The organism is Haloferax prahovense, assembly GCF_000723845.1.
Taxonomy (GTDB): domain Archaea; phylum Halobacteriota; class Halobacteria; order Halobacteriales; family Haloferacaceae; genus Haloferax; species Haloferax prahovense.
The window spans coordinates 380,078-398,546 of record NZ_LK053001.1 but is presented as its reverse complement, the minus strand read 5'-3'; the positions used below and the strand labels follow the sequence as shown (position 1 = coordinate 398,546).

The 18,469-nt window shown below is 67.4% G+C and carries 20 protein-coding genes; 14 read left to right on the top strand and 6 right to left on the bottom strand.

What is annotated here, in order from left to right; genetic code table 11:
* The first annotated feature begins 124 nt into the window (after positions 1-124).
* From BN984_RS16820 to BN984_RS16810, 3 genes are read left to right on the top strand one after another with little or no spacing between them, the layout of a single operon-like run.
* On the top strand, positions 125-1,831 hold the full coding sequence (locus tag BN984_RS16820; protein ID WP_049968797.1) for a histidine kinase N-terminal 7TM domain-containing protein: 1,707 nt from the start codon (positions 125-127) through the stop codon (positions 1,829-1,831).
* 58 nt (positions 1,832-1,889) lie between these two features.
* Positions 1,890-2,255, top strand: coding sequence for a phosphatidate cytidylyltransferase (locus BN984_RS16815; protein ID WP_181950719.1), 366 nt, complete (start codon positions 1,890-1,892; stop codon positions 2,253-2,255).
* Positions 2,252-2,650 (top strand): hypothetical protein, encoded by a 399-nt coding sequence (locus tag BN984_RS16810; protein WP_049968796.1) that lies wholly within the window; start codon positions 2,252-2,254, stop codon positions 2,648-2,650. Before BN984_RS16815 ends, BN984_RS16810 begins: the two co-directional genes overlap by 4 nt.
* Before the next feature lie 259 nt (positions 2,651-2,909).
* Here BN984_RS16810 and BN984_RS16805 read toward each other — a convergent pair whose 3' ends face one another.
* Entirely contained in the window at positions 2,910-3,884 is a 975-nt protein-coding gene (locus BN984_RS16805) for a DMT family transporter (RefSeq protein WP_008097238.1), read from the bottom strand.
* Positions 3,885-4,080: 196 nt separating this feature from the next.
* On the opposite strand from BN984_RS16805, the gene BN984_RS16800 reads away from it, so the two are divergent.
* Together BN984_RS16800 and BN984_RS16795 are read left to right on the top strand one after the other, a co-directional pair.
* The gene (locus tag BN984_RS16800; protein ID WP_008097237.1) at positions 4,081-4,869 is read left to right on the top strand and encodes a helix-turn-helix transcriptional regulator; all 789 of its coding nucleotides are present in this window, start codon (positions 4,081-4,083) and stop codon (positions 4,867-4,869) included.
* A 250-nt stretch (positions 4,870-5,119) separates the two neighbouring features.
* Positions 5,120-6,121, top strand: a complete 1,002-nt coding sequence (locus tag BN984_RS16795; RefSeq protein ID WP_049968838.1) for an outer membrane protein assembly factor BamB family protein — start codon at positions 5,120-5,122, stop codon at positions 6,119-6,121.
* Positions 6,122-6,218: 97 nt separating this feature from the next.
* Here BN984_RS16795 and BN984_RS19840 read toward each other — a convergent pair whose 3' ends face one another.
* The 3 genes from BN984_RS19840 to BN984_RS16785 all read right to left on the bottom strand — a co-directional run bounded on the left by BN984_RS19840 (position 6,219) and on the right by BN984_RS16785 (position 7,866).
* Complete coding sequence (locus tag BN984_RS19840; RefSeq protein ID WP_004971617.1) at positions 6,219-6,380, bottom strand: hypothetical protein; 162 nt, start codon at positions 6,378-6,380, stop codon at positions 6,219-6,221.
* 120 nt (positions 6,381-6,500) lie between these two features.
* Complete coding sequence (locus tag BN984_RS16790; protein WP_004971616.1) at positions 6,501-7,118, bottom strand: class I SAM-dependent methyltransferase; 618 nt, start codon at positions 7,116-7,118, stop codon at positions 6,501-6,503.
* Positions 7,119-7,497: 379 nt separating this feature from the next.
* The gene (locus tag BN984_RS16785; protein WP_049968795.1) at positions 7,498-7,866 is read right to left on the bottom strand and encodes a hypothetical protein; all 369 of its coding nucleotides are present in this window, start codon (positions 7,864-7,866) and stop codon (positions 7,498-7,500) included.
* A gap of 442 nt (positions 7,867-8,308) precedes the next feature.
* Between BN984_RS16785 and BN984_RS16780 the strand changes: the two genes are divergently transcribed.
* The 8 genes from BN984_RS16780 (at position 8,309) to BN984_RS16745 (ending at position 16,961) form a co-directional block, all read left to right on the top strand.
* Positions 8,309-9,886, top strand: a complete 1,578-nt coding sequence (locus tag BN984_RS16780) for a helix-turn-helix transcriptional regulator (protein ID WP_049968794.1) — start codon at positions 8,309-8,311, stop codon at positions 9,884-9,886.
* Between the two features lie 109 nt (positions 9,887-9,995).
* Positions 9,996-10,769: a helix-turn-helix domain-containing protein gene (locus BN984_RS16775; protein ID WP_004971611.1), complete on the top strand. Its 774-nt coding sequence runs from the start codon at positions 9,996-9,998 to the stop codon at positions 10,767-10,769.
* A 97-nt stretch (positions 10,770-10,866) separates the two neighbouring features.
* Positions 10,867-11,172 (top strand): SUI1 family translation initiation factor, encoded by a 306-nt coding sequence (locus BN984_RS16770; protein ID WP_008097228.1) that lies wholly within the window; start codon positions 10,867-10,869, stop codon positions 11,170-11,172.
* A 222-nt stretch (positions 11,173-11,394) separates the two neighbouring features.
* Positions 11,395-12,579, top strand: a complete 1,185-nt coding sequence (locus BN984_RS16765) for a COG1361 family protein (RefSeq protein WP_049968793.1) — start codon at positions 11,395-11,397, stop codon at positions 12,577-12,579.
* A 6-nt stretch (positions 12,580-12,585) separates the two neighbouring features.
* A complete protein-coding gene (locus BN984_RS16760; protein ID WP_081909249.1) occupies positions 12,586-13,389 on the top strand; it encodes an ABC transporter ATP-binding protein in 804 nt (267 codons plus the stop codon).
* Positions 13,390-13,438: 49 nt separating this feature from the next.
* Positions 13,439-14,635: an ABC transporter permease gene (locus BN984_RS16755; protein WP_049968792.1), complete on the top strand. Its 1,197-nt coding sequence runs from the start codon at positions 13,439-13,441 to the stop codon at positions 14,633-14,635.
* A gap of 22 nt (positions 14,636-14,657) precedes the next feature.
* Positions 14,658-15,830: an ABC transporter permease gene (locus tag BN984_RS16750; protein ID WP_049968791.1), complete on the top strand. Its 1,173-nt coding sequence runs from the start codon at positions 14,658-14,660 to the stop codon at positions 15,828-15,830.
* Positions 15,831-15,932: 102 nt separating this feature from the next.
* Complete coding sequence (locus tag BN984_RS16745) at positions 15,933-16,961, top strand: transcription initiation factor IIB (RefSeq protein ID WP_008097219.1); 1,029 nt, start codon at positions 15,933-15,935, stop codon at positions 16,959-16,961.
* 118 nt (positions 16,962-17,079) lie between these two features.
* Here the strand turns inward: BN984_RS16745 and BN984_RS16740 are convergent, their stop codons facing one another.
* A complete protein-coding gene (locus BN984_RS16740; RefSeq protein ID WP_049968790.1) occupies positions 17,080-17,529 on the bottom strand; it encodes a hypothetical protein in 450 nt (149 codons plus the stop codon).
* Between the two features lie 95 nt (positions 17,530-17,624).
* Positions 17,625-18,119, bottom strand: a complete 495-nt coding sequence (locus BN984_RS16735) for a TRAM domain-containing protein (RefSeq protein WP_049968789.1) — start codon at positions 18,117-18,119, stop codon at positions 17,625-17,627.
* A 152-nt stretch (positions 18,120-18,271) separates the two neighbouring features.
* Here BN984_RS16735 and BN984_RS16730 point away from each other — a divergent pair, with 152 nt between their 5' ends.
* Positions 18,272-18,469, top strand: a complete 198-nt coding sequence (locus tag BN984_RS16730) for a hypothetical protein (RefSeq protein WP_008097216.1) — start codon at positions 18,272-18,274, stop codon at positions 18,467-18,469.

The window sequence follows — 18,469 nt, the reverse complement described above, 5'->3', positions numbered from 1 at the left end:
GAACCCTAGGACGGTTTACGCCGATATCGAGGCGGAATCGGCTTCCGAACAAGTACTTCTAAATACCAGAGCGGGAACAGAACACGCACCGATGGACGCGAGCGGCGGTTGGGGGCGGTGAGAGATGGGGTGGCAATACACCGTCTTCGCGCTGCCGACCCTCTTTGCGATGATTACCTCGGCGCTGCTAGGTGTCTACAGCCTTCGGCACATGCGGCTCCACGGGCGGTCGTCCGACCTCGGCGCGTTCTTCGCCGTGAACGTCGGGCTCGTCCTCTGGACCGGGTTTTCGGCACTCAAACTCCTGCAGACCGACCCGTCGCTGAAGCTGCTTTTCTACCGGTTCCTCTACTTCGGCGTCGCGCCGCTCGGCGCGCTCGCGCTCCTCTTTACGCTCCTTCACACCGACCGGATTCGCCGAGTCACGCCCGGAGTGGTCGCGGCGCTCATGGCCGTTCCGGTGGTCTTTCTGGCGCTCCTGTTCGCGAATCCCCACGACCTCGCCATCGAGGGGACGCGCCTCGTCGAGACGAACGGCGTCGTCGTCATGCGGGTCGACGTCGGCCTCGGCCACGTGGTGTTGCAGTTGCTCTACAACGCGGTGCTCTCCGTGCTGGCCGTCGCGCTCATCCTCTACGAGGCGGTTCGGCTCGGACGGCCGTACATCCCGCAGGCGGTGCTGGTGAGCGTCGGCCTCGCCGCCCCGTTCGTTTTCGTGGCCTGCACCACGTTCGGAATCCCCCCGTTCAGTAGCGACGGCGTGAACCTCGTGCCAACTTCGGCGGCCGTCACGTCGGCCGCTATCGGCGTCGCGCTCTTCCGCTACCGGTTTCTCGACCTGCCGCCCATCGCCTACACGACCGCGATGGAGGAGTCGCCCGACGGGGTGTTCGTCCTCGACGCCGACGAGCGAATCGTCCACGTCAACGACCGCGGCGCAGCGCTCTTGGAGCGCTTCGGCGCGGCCGTCGGCGACCCGCTCACGGGGGTCTCGCCGGACCTCGACCTGACGACCGAGAGCAACGACAGCGTCAGGACCACGCGAGCGGACGGCGAGACGGTGTACCTCAGCGCCCGGTCCCAGCGGCTCGATCGGGGCGACCAGACCATCGGATGGGTCATCGTCCTCCGCGACGTGACCGAATTACACCGCCAAAAGCAGACGATTCTCTCCCAGAACGAGAAGCTCACCCTGCTCAACCAGATAATCCGCCACGACATCCGCAACGACATGGCCGTCATCCTCGGCAACGCCCAGTTGGTCGAGGAGTCGGTCGACGACGAGGTGGTTCGCGAGCGCCTCGACGCGATAATCAGGAGCGGCGAGCACGCCACCGAACTCACCGAGAACGTCCGGAACCTCATGGCCACGATGCTCGACGACGAGGAGACGAACCGGCCGACGACGCTCGCCGGGCCGCTGTGGGCCGAGGCGAGCGCGGTTCGCGACGGAACGTCCGAGGCCGCGGTCTCGCTCCCCGGCGAGCCGCCGGACGTGACCGTCGTCGCCGACGACATGCTGGGGACCGTCTTCCGCAACCTCCTCACGAACGCGGTGCGGCACAACGACGCCGACCCGGCCGAAATCGACGTGTCGGTCGAGGTCCGGGACGACGAGGCGCTCGTCCGAATCGCCGACAACGGACCGGGCATCCCCGACGACCGAAAAGAGGAGGTGTTCGGCCGCGGCGAGAAGGGCCTCGAAAGCCCCGGAACCGGTCTCGGGCTCTACCTCGTCGACACCATCGTGAGCGGCTACGGCGGCGACGTGTGGGTCGAGGACAACGACCCCCGCGGCGCGGTTTTCGTCGTCCGCCTGCGGAGGGCCTGAGAGCGGGACGACCGCACAGTCCCAACACTCAAAAGGTCAGCAGAGAGATATGAGTGGAATGCCCTCCGCCGTTCTCCACGCCGGCGTCAGCCGGTGGCGACTGGCCGTTTTCGCGGTCGTCGCCGTCGTGCTCGTCGCTCTACTGTCTCTCACCGACGAGTCGGTCAGTCCGGCGCTCGCGGCCATGGGACTGCTCACCCTCGTCTACATGGCCACGGGCGCAATCGATGCCTTCCGCGAGCATCCCGCGTTCCCCCTCGCCTCCGCAGTGTACACGACGCTGCTGTTCGCCGGCGGGTACGCCAGTGGCGCGCTGTCGAATCTCCTGTGGGGCGTCCTCGCCATCCTCTCGGCGGTCGGCGTCGTCGTCGAGGCGTACAACTACCGACACGGAGCGAGCTATCTTCGGCTCGATTTCGAATGACGAGGCTGAACGAGACCGCCGTCGCCGGGGCGATAGCCGCCGCGTCGCTCCTCGTGGGACTCGTCGTCGCCTTCGACGGCCCGGAGGTCGACCTCGCGGCCGGAGTCGTCTGGACCAGCGCGACCGGCATGGTGCTTCTGCACTTTCGCGGGAAAGTCCGCGACGCTCGGAGCGACGAGTCGCCCGAGCCGGGACCGCTCTTGCGTCTGGCCGAACTCGACTACGACCCGCGATACGACCGCTATCTCGGCGTCGCCCTGTTCGCCCTCGGCATCGCGGCGTTCGCGGCGGTCATCGTGGTCGACACGTCTGGCTCGAACGAACTGTTCCTCATCGGCGTCGGGAACTTCTGTCTGATTTCCGCGCTCGGAGCGGTCGCGCTCTCGTATCGATAACACGGACGGACGAGCGAAAACCGACGCAGTCGGCCGTTTTTGAGAACCGGGCCAGAAAGACTACTTAGGTGGCAGACAATTCTCACGTGTCCGTTCGATGCTGTCTGGTCGGCGGACCGGTGACATAACAGCACAGACAGGCGGCCCATCCCGTGCCAACGGTACTCCGACCCTGCCCCCTCGGACCGCCGCTCGATGGGTCCGCCCCTACATCTCTACCCCCTCTCAGTTCTACTTCCGCGAGTGACCCGTCCGCGACTCAGTCGCGTCCCGGAGCCCCGTGCCCGGCGAGACTGACCACGCGAGACTCGATTTTCCCGTAGACGCGCGCGACCTCGCCGAGGAGCGATTCCGTCGCGAGGACGGCGAAGCCGGTGAAGATGGTCGCGAAGCCGACGACGGTGAGCGTCGAAATCGACTCGCCGAGGAGCACCGTCCCCCCGAGCGTCGCGACGATGGGCACGGCGTAGAAGACGAGGTTGCCGCGAATCGGACCCACGTCGTCGAGGAAGCCGAAGTAGGTGAGGTAGGCCACCGCGCCGGCGAAGACGCCGACGTAGGCGAGCGCGAGGAGGGCCGTCGGCGACCACGTGGCCGCGGCGAACGACTCGCCGGAGGCGACGCTCATGCCGTGGGTGAGCGCCGCGCTGACGGGGAGCGCCCACGCCGTTCGGACGGTGCTCGAAAGCGACGTGTCGGCCCAGCGGATGAGCACGGTCCCGAGCGCTCCGCTGACCGCGCCGAGGAAGACGACGCCCTTCCAGAGCGCCTCGCCGCCGAGCAGGTTCGCGGGGTCGACGCCGACGACGAGGCCGACGCCGAGGAGGCCGATGAGCATCCCGAGCGCGCCCCGCGTGGAGAGTCGCTCGTCGGCGAGAAGCGCCATGGCGAACACGGGCGTCAGAATCGGGTTGAGGCTGAAGATAATCGACCCGACGCCGCTGGAGACGTGCTCTTGTCCCACGAACAGGAGAGCGTTGGCGAGGCCGATGACGAACACGCCGGTGGCGAGGATGCCGACCACGTCGCGGACGGACCGCGGGAGCAGTTCGGCGCGCGGCCGGGTCGCGACGACGTAGCCGACGAGCAATACCGCCGCGATGTCGAACCGGAGGGCGACGAACAGGAGCGGCGGGAGGTAGTCAAGGCCCGCCTTCGCGGCGACGAACGTCCCGCCGAAGAAGAACGCCGTCAACGCGAACAGGACGAACCGCCGGCGCGTCGCCGTCACCATTCGACACCACCGACCGAGAGACCGAACGCAGAGTGAAGTGAACGCATCTTAGAGAGTCATACAACTCCCCCACGTATAGTTTGATTCAGAAATCAATTCATAGCAAGAAAAGTCCGCGGCGGACGAGGATGATTCATTCTGTGAAATTATTTCGCGCCACGAAAGAAGTATATCCGAGCGCGCACAACCCCGCCGCATGGAGTCGGCATTAGACGAAATAGCGTTTCTCGCGCTCTCGCAGAACCGCGTCGACGCGCTCAGATACCTCGCCGAGCGGCCGCACTCCCGGCGCGAGTTGGTCGAGCGGACCGGGGCGTCGCAGCCGACAATGGGTCGGGTTCTCAGCGACTTCGAAGACCGGTCGTGGCTCGTCCGCGAGGACGGCGCGTACCGGGCGACGGTGACCGGTGAACTCGTCTCGCGGGGGTTCGACGACCTCGTCGACATCCTCGACACCGACGCCAAACTCCGGCCGGTCGTCGAGTGGCTCCCGACCGACGCCATCACGTTCGACCTCGAACACCTCACCGGGGCCACGATTACCACGCCGAGTCAGGTCCGGCCGAACGCCCCCGTCAAGCGCGCCGTGTCCCTCCTGAGCGAGGCCGAGGACGTGCGCATCTTCTCCTACGCGTTCAACGAGCAGAACCTCGACATCGTCAGGGAGCGGACCGCCGCCGGCGACCAGCGGTTCGAGGGCGTCTTCTCGGCGGACGCCATCGACGCGCTCGCCCACGACTCCCAACTGCGCGAACAGCTCCGCGACCTCCTCGACGCCGACGCGGCCGCCGTCCGCATCACCGACGAGCCGATTCCGATGGCCGCGACCATCGCCGACGCGACCGTCCACCTGTTCCTCCGCGACGACAACGGCATCCTCCAAGCCTCTATCGACGTGACCGAACCTGAAGTGCTCGCGTGGGCCGACGAACTGTTCGAGCGGTACTGGGAGGCGGCGGAGCCGCTCGACCTCGACCGACTCTAAAAGCGACGCTCGCTGGGGAGCCACCGCGTCGTCGCCCCACCCACCGACCCACAATACATATCGGCAACCTGCGAGAAGCCGACGTATGCCCTCGCCTTCGTCCCCTCCATCGCGTGTTCCCTCCGATTCCGACTCTCCGTCGCGTCGCGCGTTTCTCGCCGCCGCAGGGACCGCTCTCGCCAGCGGACTCGCCGGCTGTTCGTCGCTCCGACAGTTCCGGTCGCCCGACGGGACGGACTGGTCTGCGTCCGTGCCCGAACCGAGCGTCCTCTCCCCACCGTCGGTCACTGAGGGGGTCGTCGCCGTCATCGGCCATCGGGACGGCGACATCGACGAGGGGCGGGTCGTCGCGTTCGACCGAGAGAGCGGCGAGCGCCTGTGGGACATTGATTTCGGCCGGCCGACGGGCTTGCTCGCCGACGGCGGGTCGGTGTACGCGGGCGAGCGACTCGGGTCGGGCCGCGGGCGAATCTACGCGTTCGACGCCGCGGACGGGAATCAACGGTGGTCCCAGACCGTCGGGAACATCGGCTCTGCGATGGCCATCGCGGGCGACACTCTCTACGCGGCGAACGGGGCGCTCGCGGCGCTCGCGACCGACGACGGCGCGGTTCGGTGGGAGCAATCGGCGGTCGACGGCGTCGGCTTCACCGTCGTCATCGCTCCGCAGGACCAACTGTTCGCCGACGAGCGGGCGGTCTACTACGGCGACGACGAGGGCGTCTTCGCGATGGCGCCCGAGGACGGGAGCCTCCGGTGGGCGTGGCGACCGGACCGCTGGGACTGGGCCGACGTGGGGCCGATTCCGGCTGGTGGCAGCGTCTACGCCGGTGGCGGCGGCGACATCGCCATGCTCGACGCGGCCGACGGGTCGCTCCGGTGGCGCACCTCGTTCGGGGCCGGCGCGCAGGTGGTCGGCGTCCACGAGCGGGGCTCGACGGTTCTGGTCGCTGAGGGGACGGACGAACCGCCGTCGGACACCTTCGGGACGCTGTACGAACTCGCGGTTCGGGACGGCTCGGAGCGGTACGAAGTCCGCTTCGACAGCCCGGTCGAGCGAACCGCCTCGACCGACGAGGCGTTCGTCGTCGGAACCCGTGCGGGCCGGATTCGCTGGTCTCGCGGCGCGTCGTTTTTCGACCCGTTCGAGACGACGCTCTCGACGGACGGCTATCTCCTCAGCGCGGCCGGGACGCAGGCGTTTGCACAGACGGGCGAGGGGACGCTCTGGGCGCTCTCGCCGGACTCGTGACTCACAGGAAACCGTCGCCGTCAAAACGAGCCCCGCCGAGCGCGCGGTGCGTCGGCGTCCGAAACCACGACCGAACGATGCCCTCGCGCCCCGGCCGTCACTCGAGTTCGTCGAACGAGTCGAACTCGTCCCAGCAGGAACACGGCAGGTCGTCCAGAGAGGTGACTTCGTCCGGGAGGCTGGTGATGGGAATCCCGGAGCCGGCCTCGTCGCAGTCGCGCAGGTGAACGCTGAAGTCGTCGCTGGACATCGTGTACATGGTCAGCACGCTCAGTTCGCCGGCTTGGTTGAAACAATTTGTGAGTGCGACAAGCGAGCGAGAGGAGGCCTGTCGATGGCGCGGTATCGGCCGCTGAGACGGGACCGACGGCGACCAGTGTTAGAGAACCCGAAAGACGCGAACCGTGTCGCGCTTGCCCGGTTCGCAGAGGAGTTGCGCGAGGCCGAGGTCGGAGAACTCGTCCTTCCAGTTGCGGTGATACAGCGGGAAGTCGTCGTTGACGTAGCTCACCTCTGAGCCGGAGCGTCCGCGGGTCGGTCCGTTACCCTCGTTCTCGGCGGTTATCACGAGGTCCGACGAGACGCGGGCGATTTCCTCGAACACCCACGTGTCGTCGGGGTGGACGTGCTGGAGCGTCTCGACGGAGTAGATAACGTCGAATTTGTCGTCGGGGAAGTCGGGAAGCAGGTCCTCGATTGCGCCGGTGAGGAACGTGCCGGTGTCGACGAGTTCGGGGAAGTACTCGGCCATCACCTCGAAGGAGTCGTCGTTGATGTCGATGCCGGTGAGGTCCTCGTAGCCGCGGTCGCGCAGGTGTGCGAGGTGGCGACCGGAACTACAGCCGAGTTCAAGAACCGACGCGTCTTCCGCCGCGTAGTGCTCGAACACGGTCGCGAGCGTCTCGCTGACCTCGTTCGGGCCGATTTGGGCGTAGTACTCCGGCGAGAAGTCGCCGGAGCGCTCGGCCCACCCGCGGTGGTTGTCGTCTGCGTCCATACCCCGAGTAGCGAACGGGCGGGTAAATGTTCCGCGGAGTGCGCGCCGCCGGTACGACGTGCGGGGGAAGTTCCGAAAATCGGGTGACTCCGACTGGGGTGGGTGCGCTGGAGGGCGCGGTGAAGGCGTGCTGGAGGGCACGGGCGAAGGGCTGCGTCAGGGGGACCGAATTTGGAGGGGTGCGTCAGGGGGACCGAATTTGGAGGGGTGCGTCAGGGGGATTCGGATGTCCCGCGGGGGTGACTGGGTGCGAGTGTGCCGTGGAGGGCTGGAGAGGGTGAGCGCCGGTGCGGGCACGAGCAGTCGGGTGTACCAGTCGAGCGTGCCGTGCCTCGGTCGCGGCGCGGGCGTCAGCGGGTCATCGGGTCGACCGCGGCCGTCACGCCGAGTCGTCGGTCGTCGTTTCGTTTTCGGTCGTCTCGTTCGTCGATGTCTCGTTCGCCGTGGTCTCGTTTTCGGCCGTCTCGTTCGCCGTCGTCGAGTTGTCGAGCGACGAGTCGGTCGTCTCCATCGTCGTCTCGGTGGTTTCCATCGTCGTTTCTTCCGTCGTGGTCTCGTCTTCGGTTGTCGCCTCGACACCACCGGTCTCTGCGGTCGTCTCGGTGCCGCCGACCGCGGGTTCGGCGTCCGTACCGTTCGTCCCGTTCACCGGGCCGCCGCTCCCGCCCGTGTCCGTACAGCCGGCGAGGGCGACGGTCGCCGCGGCGACTCCGGCACCGAACTGCCGTCGAGTGAGGGTTTCGCGCATCGCAGTCAGCAGTATCGCTCGGCGGATGATAATGGGGAAGAGTCGTCCCGACCGTTCTCTCCCGAGCAACCGTTTCGCCTGGCCGTTTCGACCGTTTCAGTCGGATTAACGGAACGTTTTCCGGCGGGGCGAGCGCCGACGAAAGCGGTTCTGTACGTCGGTTACCTCACGTCAGAGGGGCGACCGGGCGAGAGACGACAGGGGGCGAGTGCGAGCGGCGACAAGCGGCGACCGAGGCCCGTCGAGAGACGAGAGAGGCGCCCGTGAATCTCAGCGACGACGGCCGAGACCGACGCCGCACCCGCACCGCAACGACCGGAGTATAATTAACTATTTGGGAACATTCTTGGTAAATTGACTTTCAAAAGGGTTGTAAAATGCCCAATGGACATATAAACAAAACATTATACACTAGCAGAGTCGACAGATAAGGAGCGAACACATGCCAGTCAAACGCGTCTCGCGGGTCGGGTGGGCGCTCGTCGTGACGTTGCTCGTCGTCGCGGCAGGCCTCTCACCGGTCGCCGTCGTCGCGGCGGACGGCGTCGAGGTGGGTGCGGTCAACCACGCCGGCGCGGGCGTCGTCGCGACCGAGAACGGCCGGACGTACGTCGCCTCGTGGCAGCCGTCGACGGTTTCGGTGGCCGTCGCATCCGACAGCGACGACTACGAGGTCTGCCTACAGACCGACCTCGACGACGGCTCGACGATGCTGTTGGCGTGCGAACCGCTCGGGAGCGCGGGGGCGAACGCGAGCGATGAGCGGCGCGTCGAGTTCGCCTTCACGACGTGGCCGGTGAACGCGACCGGCGACCGAACTCTGACCGCCGTCGTCAGACCCGGCGGGGGCGGCGAGCCGGTCGCGCAGGCGAGCCACGGCGTCACGGTGCTCGCGCCGGCCGGGGACGCCGACGGCGACGGCCTCGGCAACCGGGACGAACTCGACCGCGGTACGGACGTGCTCGTCGCCGACACCGATACCGACGGCGTGCCCGACGGCGAGGAGGTGAACCGCTACGAGACCGACCCGACGAACACGGACACCGACGGCGACGAACTCAGCGACGGCGTCGAGGTCAACGAGCAGGGGAGCAACCCGACCGAAACCGACACCGACAGCGACGGTCTCGACGACGGCGCGGAAGTGACGACCCACGGCACGGACCCGACGACCGCCGACACCGACGGCGACGGCCTCGACGACGGCGCGGAAGTCAACGATTACGAGACGAATCCGACCGAGGCCGACACAGACGGCGACGGCCTCGAAGACGGCCCCGAGGTCAACGTCCACGAGACGGACCCGACCGCCGCCGACACCGACGGCGACGGCCTCGAAGACGGCCCCGAAGCCAACCGATACGAGACGAACCCGACCGCCGCCGACACCGACAGCGACGGTCTCGACGACGGCCGCGAGGTCAACGTCCTCGGGACCGACCCGAACCGCGGCGACACCGACGGCGACGGGCGCGGAGACGGCGCGGAGGTCGAAGCGGGGTCGGACCCGAACGCCGCGCCGGGGTCGGTCGTCGGGTCGCTGGGGCTCGGTGGCGACGGCTGGCTACTCGTCCTCGCGGTCGCGGCCGTCGCGGTCGTCCTGGTCGCCGTCGGCGCGCGAGTCCGCGGAAGCGAGGTGCGGGCGCTGCTGTCGGACGTTCGCTCTCGCGCGACCGACCGCACCGCCGGCCGGCGCGACGGGGCGGCGGCGGACGCAGTCCAAACGGGCGGGAGCGACGGCCCGGTTCGCCCGGAGCCGACCGCCGACGCCTATCCCGGCCCGGAGGAACTCCTCGACGACGAGACGCGCATTCTCAAACTCCTCGACGACAACGGCGGTCAACTCCGACAGTCGAAGGTCGTCGAGGGAACGGGCTGGTCGAAGTCGAAAGTGAGCCGCGTCCTCTCGCGGATGGCCGACGAGGGCAGCGTCGCCAAGATAAACCTCGGCCGAGAGAACCTCATCGCCCGCCCCGAGAACGTGCCCGAACACGCCCGGTCGCCGTTCGACGAGTCCTGAGCGGGGCGAGCGACCGAAGTTCGGGCCCCGAGCCCGTGGTCCCGGGCGGCGAGCCGAAGTTGGAACATACCAACCAAGGCTATAGGCCTTCGGCGACTACCTCGAATCCATGCGCGAATTCGTCTTCACCGTCGAGTACGAGCGGGGTGCCGACGAGGTGATGGACCTCTTCATCGAGAACCCGGACTTACACTCCAAGACCATGGCGATACACGCCACGAGCGAGTCGATGTGGCGACTCGACCGCCTCACCGGGCCGACGGAGGCGCTCGAAGCGTTCGACGAGGTTATCGAACAGGCCACCCGGTGCAACGGCGTCCTCGGGATGTGCGGCGCGCCGGTCGTCGAGTGGGACTACGAGGTGCTCTCGGAGACGCCCAACGGGCGCATCGTCTACTCCTGCCGCGAGGAGGGCGACGGGATTCAGTCGATTCCGCACGTCGCCGCGAAGCACATCGGCGACGGTCTCCTGATGCAGGCCGAGCGCCGAGGGGCCCAAAACCAGTGGCGACTGCTCATCTCCGACGACGACACGGTGAGCGAGATTTACGAGGAGGTCAAAGACAGCCTCAGCGACGGCCTCTCGCTGAGCGTCCAGCGCATCAGCGAACCCGAATGCTGGCTCGAAGAGGGCGTCTCCGCCGACGGCCTCCCGCCGGAACAGCAGGCGGCGCTCGAAGCCGCCGTCGAGTTCGGCTACTACGAGACGCCGCGCCAGCACACCGTCCAAGAGATTTCCGAGGAACTCGACATCCCGAACTCGACGCTCCAGTACCGTCTGACACGCGCCGAGGCGTGGCTGGCCCGGCAGTTCGTCACCGGCACGCTCGGCACCGAGGTCGAAGAGCGCGTCGACCCGGAAAAGCTCGAAGCGAGCGCGTGACCGACGACTCGGGTCGAACGTCCCGCGGGACACGCCCACAGGAGGGTTGGAATATTCCAACCACATCCTGATACGCCGCGGACGCGTACCCGAATACGTGGGAAAGGACACTTTCAGCGACATCACCGGCCTGCCGGACGACCTCGGAATCGGCGACGACCTCGCGCGGGCGGACCAGCGCGCGTCGATTCGCGTCGACACCCGACGGTACGGTAAGCCCGTGACGGTGGTCGACGGCCTCGACCTCCCGACCGACGAACTGGACGCCCTCGCGTCGACCCTGAAGCGACGGCTCGCAGTCGGCGGGACCGTGACCGACGACGGACGCATCGAGCTACAGGGCGAACACGGCGAGCGCCTCGAAGCCGCGCTCCGCAACGAAGGCTTCGGCGTCGAGACCTGATTCCGGGCGCCGCCCGTCGAAGTCGCCACCATCTTACCTGACCTTACTGCACCTCGCCCCACGCCACCCCGTCCGCGTTTTTCCCGGGAAGCGACCGAGTGCGAACCCAGCAGGAAGACTGGTTCGGCAACAGACATGTAAACCAAGGAACTTATGTGGAGCTGGCTAGTTCGACTAGCCAATGATGGCAGCAAGACAACATTATCACGTGAGGAGAAACAGATGAGTCCGCGGGAACCGAACGACGGCGTCGGCTCGGTTCTCTCGTGGCTCTTCGTCGCGGTCATCGTGCTCTCGACGGTCGCCGTTCCGCTGGCGACGGGGCCGGCGAAAGCGGCCGAGGCGCACATCGGAATCTCCGACGTGACAGTCGCGCCGGCGGAGCCGACGCCCGGCGAACAGACCGACCTCGAAGTGACGATTCGGAACGGCGAGAACAGCCCGAGCGTCGTCGACGTCACCGACGTCTACGTCCGCCGACAGGGAAGCCCCACCGACATCGCGCGCATCGAAGACGTGGGAACGATAACCATCGGGTCGAGCATCACCATCCCGGTCGCCGTCTCGTTCGACGAGCCCGGGTCGAAAAACCTCCGCGTCGTACTGGTCGGCAGACAGAACGACGGCTCGCACGTCCGGGTTCGGTACCCGGTGACCGTCGACGTGAAGGAGGTCTCCCGCCCGCAGCTAGAGCTCTCGACCGAGGAGGCCGTGCCCGGTGCCACTCGGTCCGTGAACGTCACCGTCTCGAACGGACTCACCGAGGACATTCGACAACTGCGGGTCGTCTCCTCCTCGTCGGAGGTGAACTTCAGCGTCACCGAGCGCGTGAAGCCGCGGCTGGAGGCGGGCAACGCCACGACGTTCACCTTCCCCGCGCGGGTCGACGAGGCCGGGTCGTACCCGGTGAACGTGACGCTCCAGTACTCGAACCGCGGCGAGAAACACGAACTCACCCGCACGTACCGCCCCGCGTTTAGCTCTCCGACGAACCCCGGACAGGTCATCCTGACCGACGTGCAGGCGACGCAGGCCGGGGGCGCGCTCGAAATCTCGGCGACCGCCGGGAACGTCGGCTCCGACGCCGTCGAGGGAGTCGTCGTCTCCGTCGCGGACTCGTCGAGCGTCGAGCGAAGCAACTACTTCATCGGGAGCATCGACGGGAGCGACTTCTCGTCGTTCACCCTCCGAACCGCCGCACAGGGCAACGTCTCTTCGGTTCCCGTCGAGGTTCGGTACAGCGTCGGCGGCGTCGAGAAGTCGGTCACCACGTCGGTCAGCGTCGACCGTCAGACGATGCGTCGCCCCGTGCCGGACTCGGGGGCGGGCGGGCTCCCGCTCCTCCCGGTCGGCGGTGCCGCCGCGGTCCTCCTCGTGGGTGCGGTCGTCTATCGCTGGCGGAGCTGACGACAGATGAGATGGGACATCTCCGACTCCGAGGAGGCGGAGCCGACAGAGCCGGCGGAGGCCGGCCGCGAGGACCTCCCGAGTGACGCCGCGAGCCTCGCCGGCGACCTGATACTCCGCGGCGAAGACGTCACGAAGGAGTACCAGACGGGGACCCAGACCGTCCGGGCGCTGAAAGGCATCGATTTCGGCATCGCGCCGTCCGACTTCGTCGCCATCGTCGGCCCCTCGGGGAGCGGGAAGTCCACGCTCCTCAACCTGCTGGGCCTACTCGACGTGCCGACCGACGGCGCGGTCAGTCTTCGGGGACAGGACGTGTCGACGTTCTCCGACGCGGACCGAACCCGAAAGCGGAAGCGCGCAATCGGCTTCGTGTTCCAGAGTTTCTACCTGATTCCGACGCTGACGGCGCTGGAGAACGTCGAGATGCCGCGGATGCTCGACAAGACCCCGGTGAAGACGCGCGAGCGAGCGAAAACACTGCTTCAGCGGGTCGGCCTCGGCGACCGGCTCGACCACTACCCCGACGAGCTGTCGGGGGGACAGAAACAGCGCGTCGCCATCGCGCGATCGCTCATCAACAACCCCGCGCTCCTGTTGGCCGACGAGCCGACCGGGAACCTCGACCGCGACACCGGCGACGAAATCCTCGCCCTGTTCGACGAACTCCGAGCCGAGGAGGACGTGGCCATCGTCACGGTCACCCACGACGCCTACGTCGCCGAGGAGGCCGACCGCGTGGTGAACCTCGTCGACGGCGTCATCGAGGACACGGGCGAGACAGCTGCTGACGGGGGGCACGGAGCGTGAGCGTCTCGAAGCGGCGGCCGCGCGCCGTTCTTGTTCGAGGTGCGTCCCCGTGAGTTGGCTCCGCCGGGTGACCGCCCGGTTCCCGACGGTCGTGTTGGCCCGCCGAAACCTGTCGCGCGCCACCGCGCGGACCACGCTGGCCGTCGTCGCCATCGTCATCGGCGTCGTCGCCATCGGGACCATCGGCGCGGGCGGCGAGGCGTTCAAACAGGACCAGATGGAGGCGTACGAGGGGTTCGGCGGGACCGCCACCGTCAGCCCCGTCTACTACCAGAACGACGACGGGGACATCGTCGGCGGCATCTCGGACAAGGACGTCAGTCGAATGCGACAGGTGACCTCGGGCGCGACGGTACACCCCGTCATCGAGCGCTGGGACACCGTCGTCCGCACGTCGTCGGGAGAGACCTCCCCCTCGGCGCAGGTGAAGGGACTGGCGGCCCTCGGGACGTTCTACGAGGCGCAATCGGGGTCGATACCCGATAGCTGGCGACAGCAGGTCGTCGTCGGCTCCCGGTTCGCCGACAACAACGACGTGGAGACGGGCGACCAGCTGACGGTGACGATAAACGGGAGCTTCGAGCGGACGTTCCGCGTCGCTGCGGTGCTCGAACCGCAGGGGTTCGCCGACCAGCTACAGGCCGACCGCTCGGTGTTCCTCCCGTTCGACCGCCTCAGCCAGCTCGAAGACTCCGATTCGAAGTACGGCTCGGTCATCGTCAGGGTCGACCCGCAGACGGGGTCGATAGACGAGGCGGCCGAGAGCCTCGAGACGGAGTTCAACACCCGAAGGCGAACCATCGCCGTCTCGGGGGTCCAAGAACAGCGGGAGCGCTTCAGTCAGACGTTCGAGATGATAAACCAGTTCCTCATCGGCGTCGGCTCGATTTCGCTCCTCGTCGCCGCGGTCACCATCGCGAACACGATGTTGATGACGGCGATAGAGCGCGAGCGCGAAATCGGCGTCATGCGGGCGGTCGGCTATCCCAAGCGGGCGGTCGTGAGCCTGCTTCTCGCCGAGGCGACCATCCTCGGGCTCGTCGGTGCCGCAATCGGCGTCCCGCTCGCGCTCGGCATCGGGATGGGGCTCAACCAGTTCCTCGTCGGCGACCCGCTGGCGTTCACGGCCGCGGGGCTTCGATACGTCGGTCTCGGGGCGCTGTTCGGCGTTCTCACGTCGCTGTTCGCCGGCGTGTACCCCGCGTGGAAGTCCGCGAACAAGCGGCCCGTGGAGGCGTTAGAATGACGCGAACGAGGGGCGAGAGACGATGAGCCTGCGCCACCGAATCGCCGGGCGGTTCCCGCGGCTCGTCATCGCCCGGCGGAACATCTCGCGGGCGAAGGTCCGGTCGATACTCGCGGCGGCCTCGATACTCATCGGCGTCGTCGCAATCGGCGCAATCGGCGCGGGCGGCGCGGCGTTCAAGCAGAGCCAACTGCAGAGCATCCAAGCCCAGGGCGCGACGAACGTCTACGTCTCGCCGGGGGCCGACATGGAGGCGTCGCACTTCGACAGAGAGGACGTCAAAGCGATAGACGAGACGGTCGGGGCGGCCGCGGTCGTGGCGACGCAGACCGGGAATATGGAGCTGATAACGGACGACGGCACCCGCGAGGGGGTGACTGTCACTTACGTCGACGACCCCCGGAAGACACACGAGATAGCGCGGGGAGAGATTCCCCTGAACTGGCGGCAGAGCGTCGTCGTCTCCCACGAGTTCGCGGCCGACCGTGGCGTCGAACTCGGTGAGCGCCTCACGTTCGTCTCCGAGACGGAGACGGCCACCGGGACGATCGAGACCGAACACACCTACCGCGTCGTCGCCGTGCTGGCCGAGACCCAGTCGTTCGGCGGGAGTCGGCTGTACCTCCCCATCGAGGAGACTGGGGACCGACAGTACAGTCGCGTGCAGGTGATGACAGAGTCGACTGACAGGGCCGAAGCCGTCGCCGAGGCGCTCCGAGACCGCTTCAACGACCGGAAAGACAGGCTGTTGGTGTTCGAACTCACCTCGCTCGTCCGCCTGCTCAAGACGCTCGTGAACGGAATCAACGCGTTCCTCGCGGGCCTCGGCTCCATCTCGCTTCTCGTCGCCGGCGTCTCGATTGCGAACACGATGCTGATGGCCGTCATCAAGCGCCGCGAGGAGATCGGGGTCCTGCGGGCGGTCGGCTACGGGAAAGGCGATATCGTCCGGATTCTCCTCGTCGAGGCGGTGCTCCTGGGCGCGCTCGGATCGGCGATGGGGCTCGCTATCGCCGTTGTCGTGGCGATGGTGGCGAACGCGCTGTTCCTCGGCGACCCCTTCGCCTTCACGCAGTCGGCGCTCCTGTACTTGGCCGGGGCGGTCGGGTTCGGTATCCTGACCAGCCTGCTCGCCGGCGCGTACCCCGCGTGGCGGGCGGCGAACGAGCGGCCTATCGACGCGCTCCGGGGCTGAGTGGTCGGAATCGCTCTCCGGCCGTCACCCCTCGAATCGAAGGTATTTGGCATATTCCAACCGAGGGCCCATTACCCTCGATAGAGAATAAACCGATACTCAATGGATACGAAACACGTCGACTGGCGTTCGATGCGGGACGAGTCGGCACCGACGGCGGAGCCAGAGGCCCGACGGTCCGGCGACGAGCGCGACGAAGACGAGGCCGAGTCGTCCGAGGCGGCGGTCGCAGACCGGACCGACCTCGTCTACGACGAGCAACACGGCGAGTGGGTCGACCCCGAGACGGGCGAAATCCTCCGCGAGGACGAAATCGACCGCGGCCCCGAGTGGCGCGCGTTCGACGCCGCGGAGCGCGATCAGAAGTCCCGCGTCGGGTCGCCGACGACGAACATGATGCACGACAAGGGGCTGTCGACCAACATCGGCTGGCAGAACAAAGACGCCTACGGCAACTCCCTGTCGTCGGGACAGCGTCAGAAGATGCAGCGGCTCCGCACGTGGAACGAGCGGTTCCGCACCCGCGACTCCAAGGAGCGCAACCTCAAGCAGGCGCTCGGCGAGGTCGAGCGGATGGGCTCGGCGCTCGGGCTTCCGGACACCGTCCGCGAGACCGCCTCGGTCATCTACCGCCGCGCCCTCGACGACGACCTGCTCCCCGGCCGCTCCATCGAAGGCGTCGCCACGGCCGCCATCTACGCCGCGGCCCGACAGGCCGGCGTCCCGCGCTCGCTCGACGAGGTCCGACGCGTCTCCCGCGTCGACAAGATGGAACTCACCCGGACGTACCGCTACGTCTCCCGCGAGCTGGGCTTGGACATGAAGCCGGCCGACCCGGCGCAGTACCTCCCGCGGTTCGTCTCCGAACTCGACGTGACGGACGACGTGGAGCGCCGCGCTCGGTCGCTCCTCGACAACGCGAAGCGACAGGGTATCCACAGCGGCAAGAGCCCCGTCGGCCTCGCGGCGGCGGCCATCTACGCCGGCGGGCTGCTCGCCGACGAGGAACTGACGCAGTCCGAGGTGAGCGAGGTGACCGACATCAGCGAAGTGACAATCAGGAACCGCTACCGCGAACTCCTCGAAGCGACCCAGAAGTCGGGCGAGATGACCGTGGGTTCGACCGCGTAACGCGGGATTTCGGGCGCTAAAAGCCGCTTTTCTCTTCGATTCGGTCCGTTTCGTTTTCAGCCGGGCGTTCAAACCGTTCGGGCTCGGCCGCGAGGACGCAGTAACGTTCTCGGACCCGTCAGCGATTGCACGTGCACGACGAGCGAGTCGCACCGCCGCGTCCCGGCAGAGCGCCGCGGGCGCGGGCGGCGAACGCGCTCGCAGTCCCGCGGACTGCCCGCCGGAGGCTCGATTCGGGGCGTCGCTCCCGGAAGTCGAAGTAGAGCGCCGTCGGCAGGAGAAGCGAGGCGTACACGCCGCTGACGGCGACGGCAATCTGTAGCGGATGGTCGTCGGGAACGACCGCCCAGCCGACCGCGATAAGCGCCCACAGCGCGATGCCCTGTCGGACGGTCGGGCGCCATTGGTTCGCGGGCGTCGACTGCGCCCGCGCGCCTGGGCCGCCGTCAGCGTCGGCGGCGGCGTCGACGTCGACGCTCGATTCGAACGCCGGGCGGTCGGCTCGGGGAGACTCGGTTCGTGTGTCGTCGCGTGGAGAAGAGGCGTGACGGAGCGTTCGTTCGGACATGCGGTGGTACCGACGGCTACGGCTCGGAACCTAATGGGGCCCCGGTTGGAATATGCCAACACCGCGGGGCGAAAGCCGCGGTCGGTCTCGACGGGTCAGTTGGCGCCCGCGCCGTCGACCGGTTCCGCGAACGCGACGGTCTGTTTCACGTCGGTGATTTCGACCTCGACGCGGTCGCCGGGCTCCGTGCCGGGGACGATGATGACGAAGCCGCGTTCGACCTTCGCGATGCCGTCGCCCTGGTCGCCGAGCGTGTCGATGATGACGGCTCGGACGTCGCCCTCCGCGACGGGCGGTTTTCGCGGCTGTGAACGCGCCTCGCGGGAATCCGACGCCGAGGCCTCCGGTTCCCGCTCGCCGTCCGAACTGATGCCGCGGCCGTCGGTCGTCTTCGCTGCCGTCGGTTCGGCCGAAACCTCGGTCGTCGACGCGGTGCCCGGACTCGTCAACAGCGCGACGCGGTACAGTTCCTCCGTCGAAATCGACCCGTTTTCGACGAGTTCGCTCGGAATCGACACCACGTAACGGTCGCCGTCTCGCTCGACCGAAGTCTCGAAAAGGAGCCGAAGAGAATCTGAGATATCAGTCACTTCCCCCTACTTCGCGTCAAACCAAATAAAAGGTGGTGAAAATACCGCACTCGTCTCGGGCGACAGAGACCAGTGGAACCTACCGAGACCCGACTTGCGACGGACCTCGGGCGCGCCCGAAGACACATGACAACGTGGTTTGAATTTCGAGTATGGCACGCGACACGCTCGTTTCGTGGCAGACGTTCGCGCTGTTCGTCCTGTTCCCGCCGGCCGCGCTCGTCGCCCTCGTGTTCTTTCCCCTGACGCTGCTCGTCTTCGGGTGGCTGTACTACCGCGGCAAATACGAGGCGGTGCTGGAACCGGAAGACAGCGGCCCCAAAGGACAGTTGAGCGACTCCGCCCGGTAG

Coding starts and splice junctions, on each gene's coding strand:
- BN984_RS16750 (WP_049968791.1), top strand. CDS start 14,658: ATGAGCCTGCGCCACCGAATCGCCGGGCGGTTCCCGCGGCTCGTCATC.
- BN984_RS16765 (WP_049968793.1), top strand. CDS start 11,395: ATGAGTCCGCGGGAACCGAACGACGGCGTCGGCTCGGTTCTCTCGTGG.
- BN984_RS16745 (WP_008097219.1), top strand. CDS start 15,933: ATGGATACGAAACACGTCGACTGGCGTTCGATGCGGGACGAGTCGGCA.
- BN984_RS16760 (WP_081909249.1), top strand. CDS start 12,586: ATGAGATGGGACATCTCCGACTCCGAGGAGGCGGAGCCGACAGAGCCG.
- BN984_RS16815 (WP_181950719.1), top strand. CDS start 1,890: ATGCCCTCCGCCGTTCTCCACGCCGGCGTCAGCCGGTGGCGACTGGCC.
- BN984_RS16740 (WP_049968790.1), bottom strand. CDS start 17,529: ATGTCCGAACGAACGCTCCGTCACGCCTCTTCTCCACGCGACGACACA.
- BN984_RS16805 (WP_008097238.1), bottom strand. CDS start 3,884: ATGGTGACGGCGACGCGCCGGCGGTTCGTCCTGTTCGCGTTGACGGCG.
- BN984_RS16780 (WP_049968794.1), top strand. CDS start 8,309: ATGCCAGTCAAACGCGTCTCGCGGGTCGGGTGGGCGCTCGTCGTGACG.
- BN984_RS16785 (WP_049968795.1), bottom strand. CDS start 7,866: ATGCGCGAAACCCTCACTCGACGGCAGTTCGGTGCCGGAGTCGCCGCG.
- BN984_RS16775 (WP_004971611.1), top strand. CDS start 9,996: ATGCGCGAATTCGTCTTCACCGTCGAGTACGAGCGGGGTGCCGACGAG.
- BN984_RS16800 (WP_008097237.1), top strand. CDS start 4,081: ATGGAGTCGGCATTAGACGAAATAGCGTTTCTCGCGCTCTCGCAGAAC.
- BN984_RS16730 (WP_008097216.1), top strand. CDS start 18,272: ATGGCACGCGACACGCTCGTTTCGTGGCAGACGTTCGCGCTGTTCGTC.
- BN984_RS16790 (WP_004971616.1), bottom strand. CDS start 7,118: ATGGACGCAGACGACAACCACCGCGGGTGGGCCGAGCGCTCCGGCGAC.
- BN984_RS16820 (WP_049968797.1), top strand. CDS start 125: ATGGGGTGGCAATACACCGTCTTCGCGCTGCCGACCCTCTTTGCGATG.
- BN984_RS19840 (WP_004971617.1), bottom strand. CDS start 6,380: ATGTACACGATGTCCAGCGACGACTTCAGCGTTCACCTGCGCGACTGC.
- BN984_RS16810 (WP_049968796.1), top strand. CDS start 2,252: ATGACGAGGCTGAACGAGACCGCCGTCGCCGGGGCGATAGCCGCCGCG.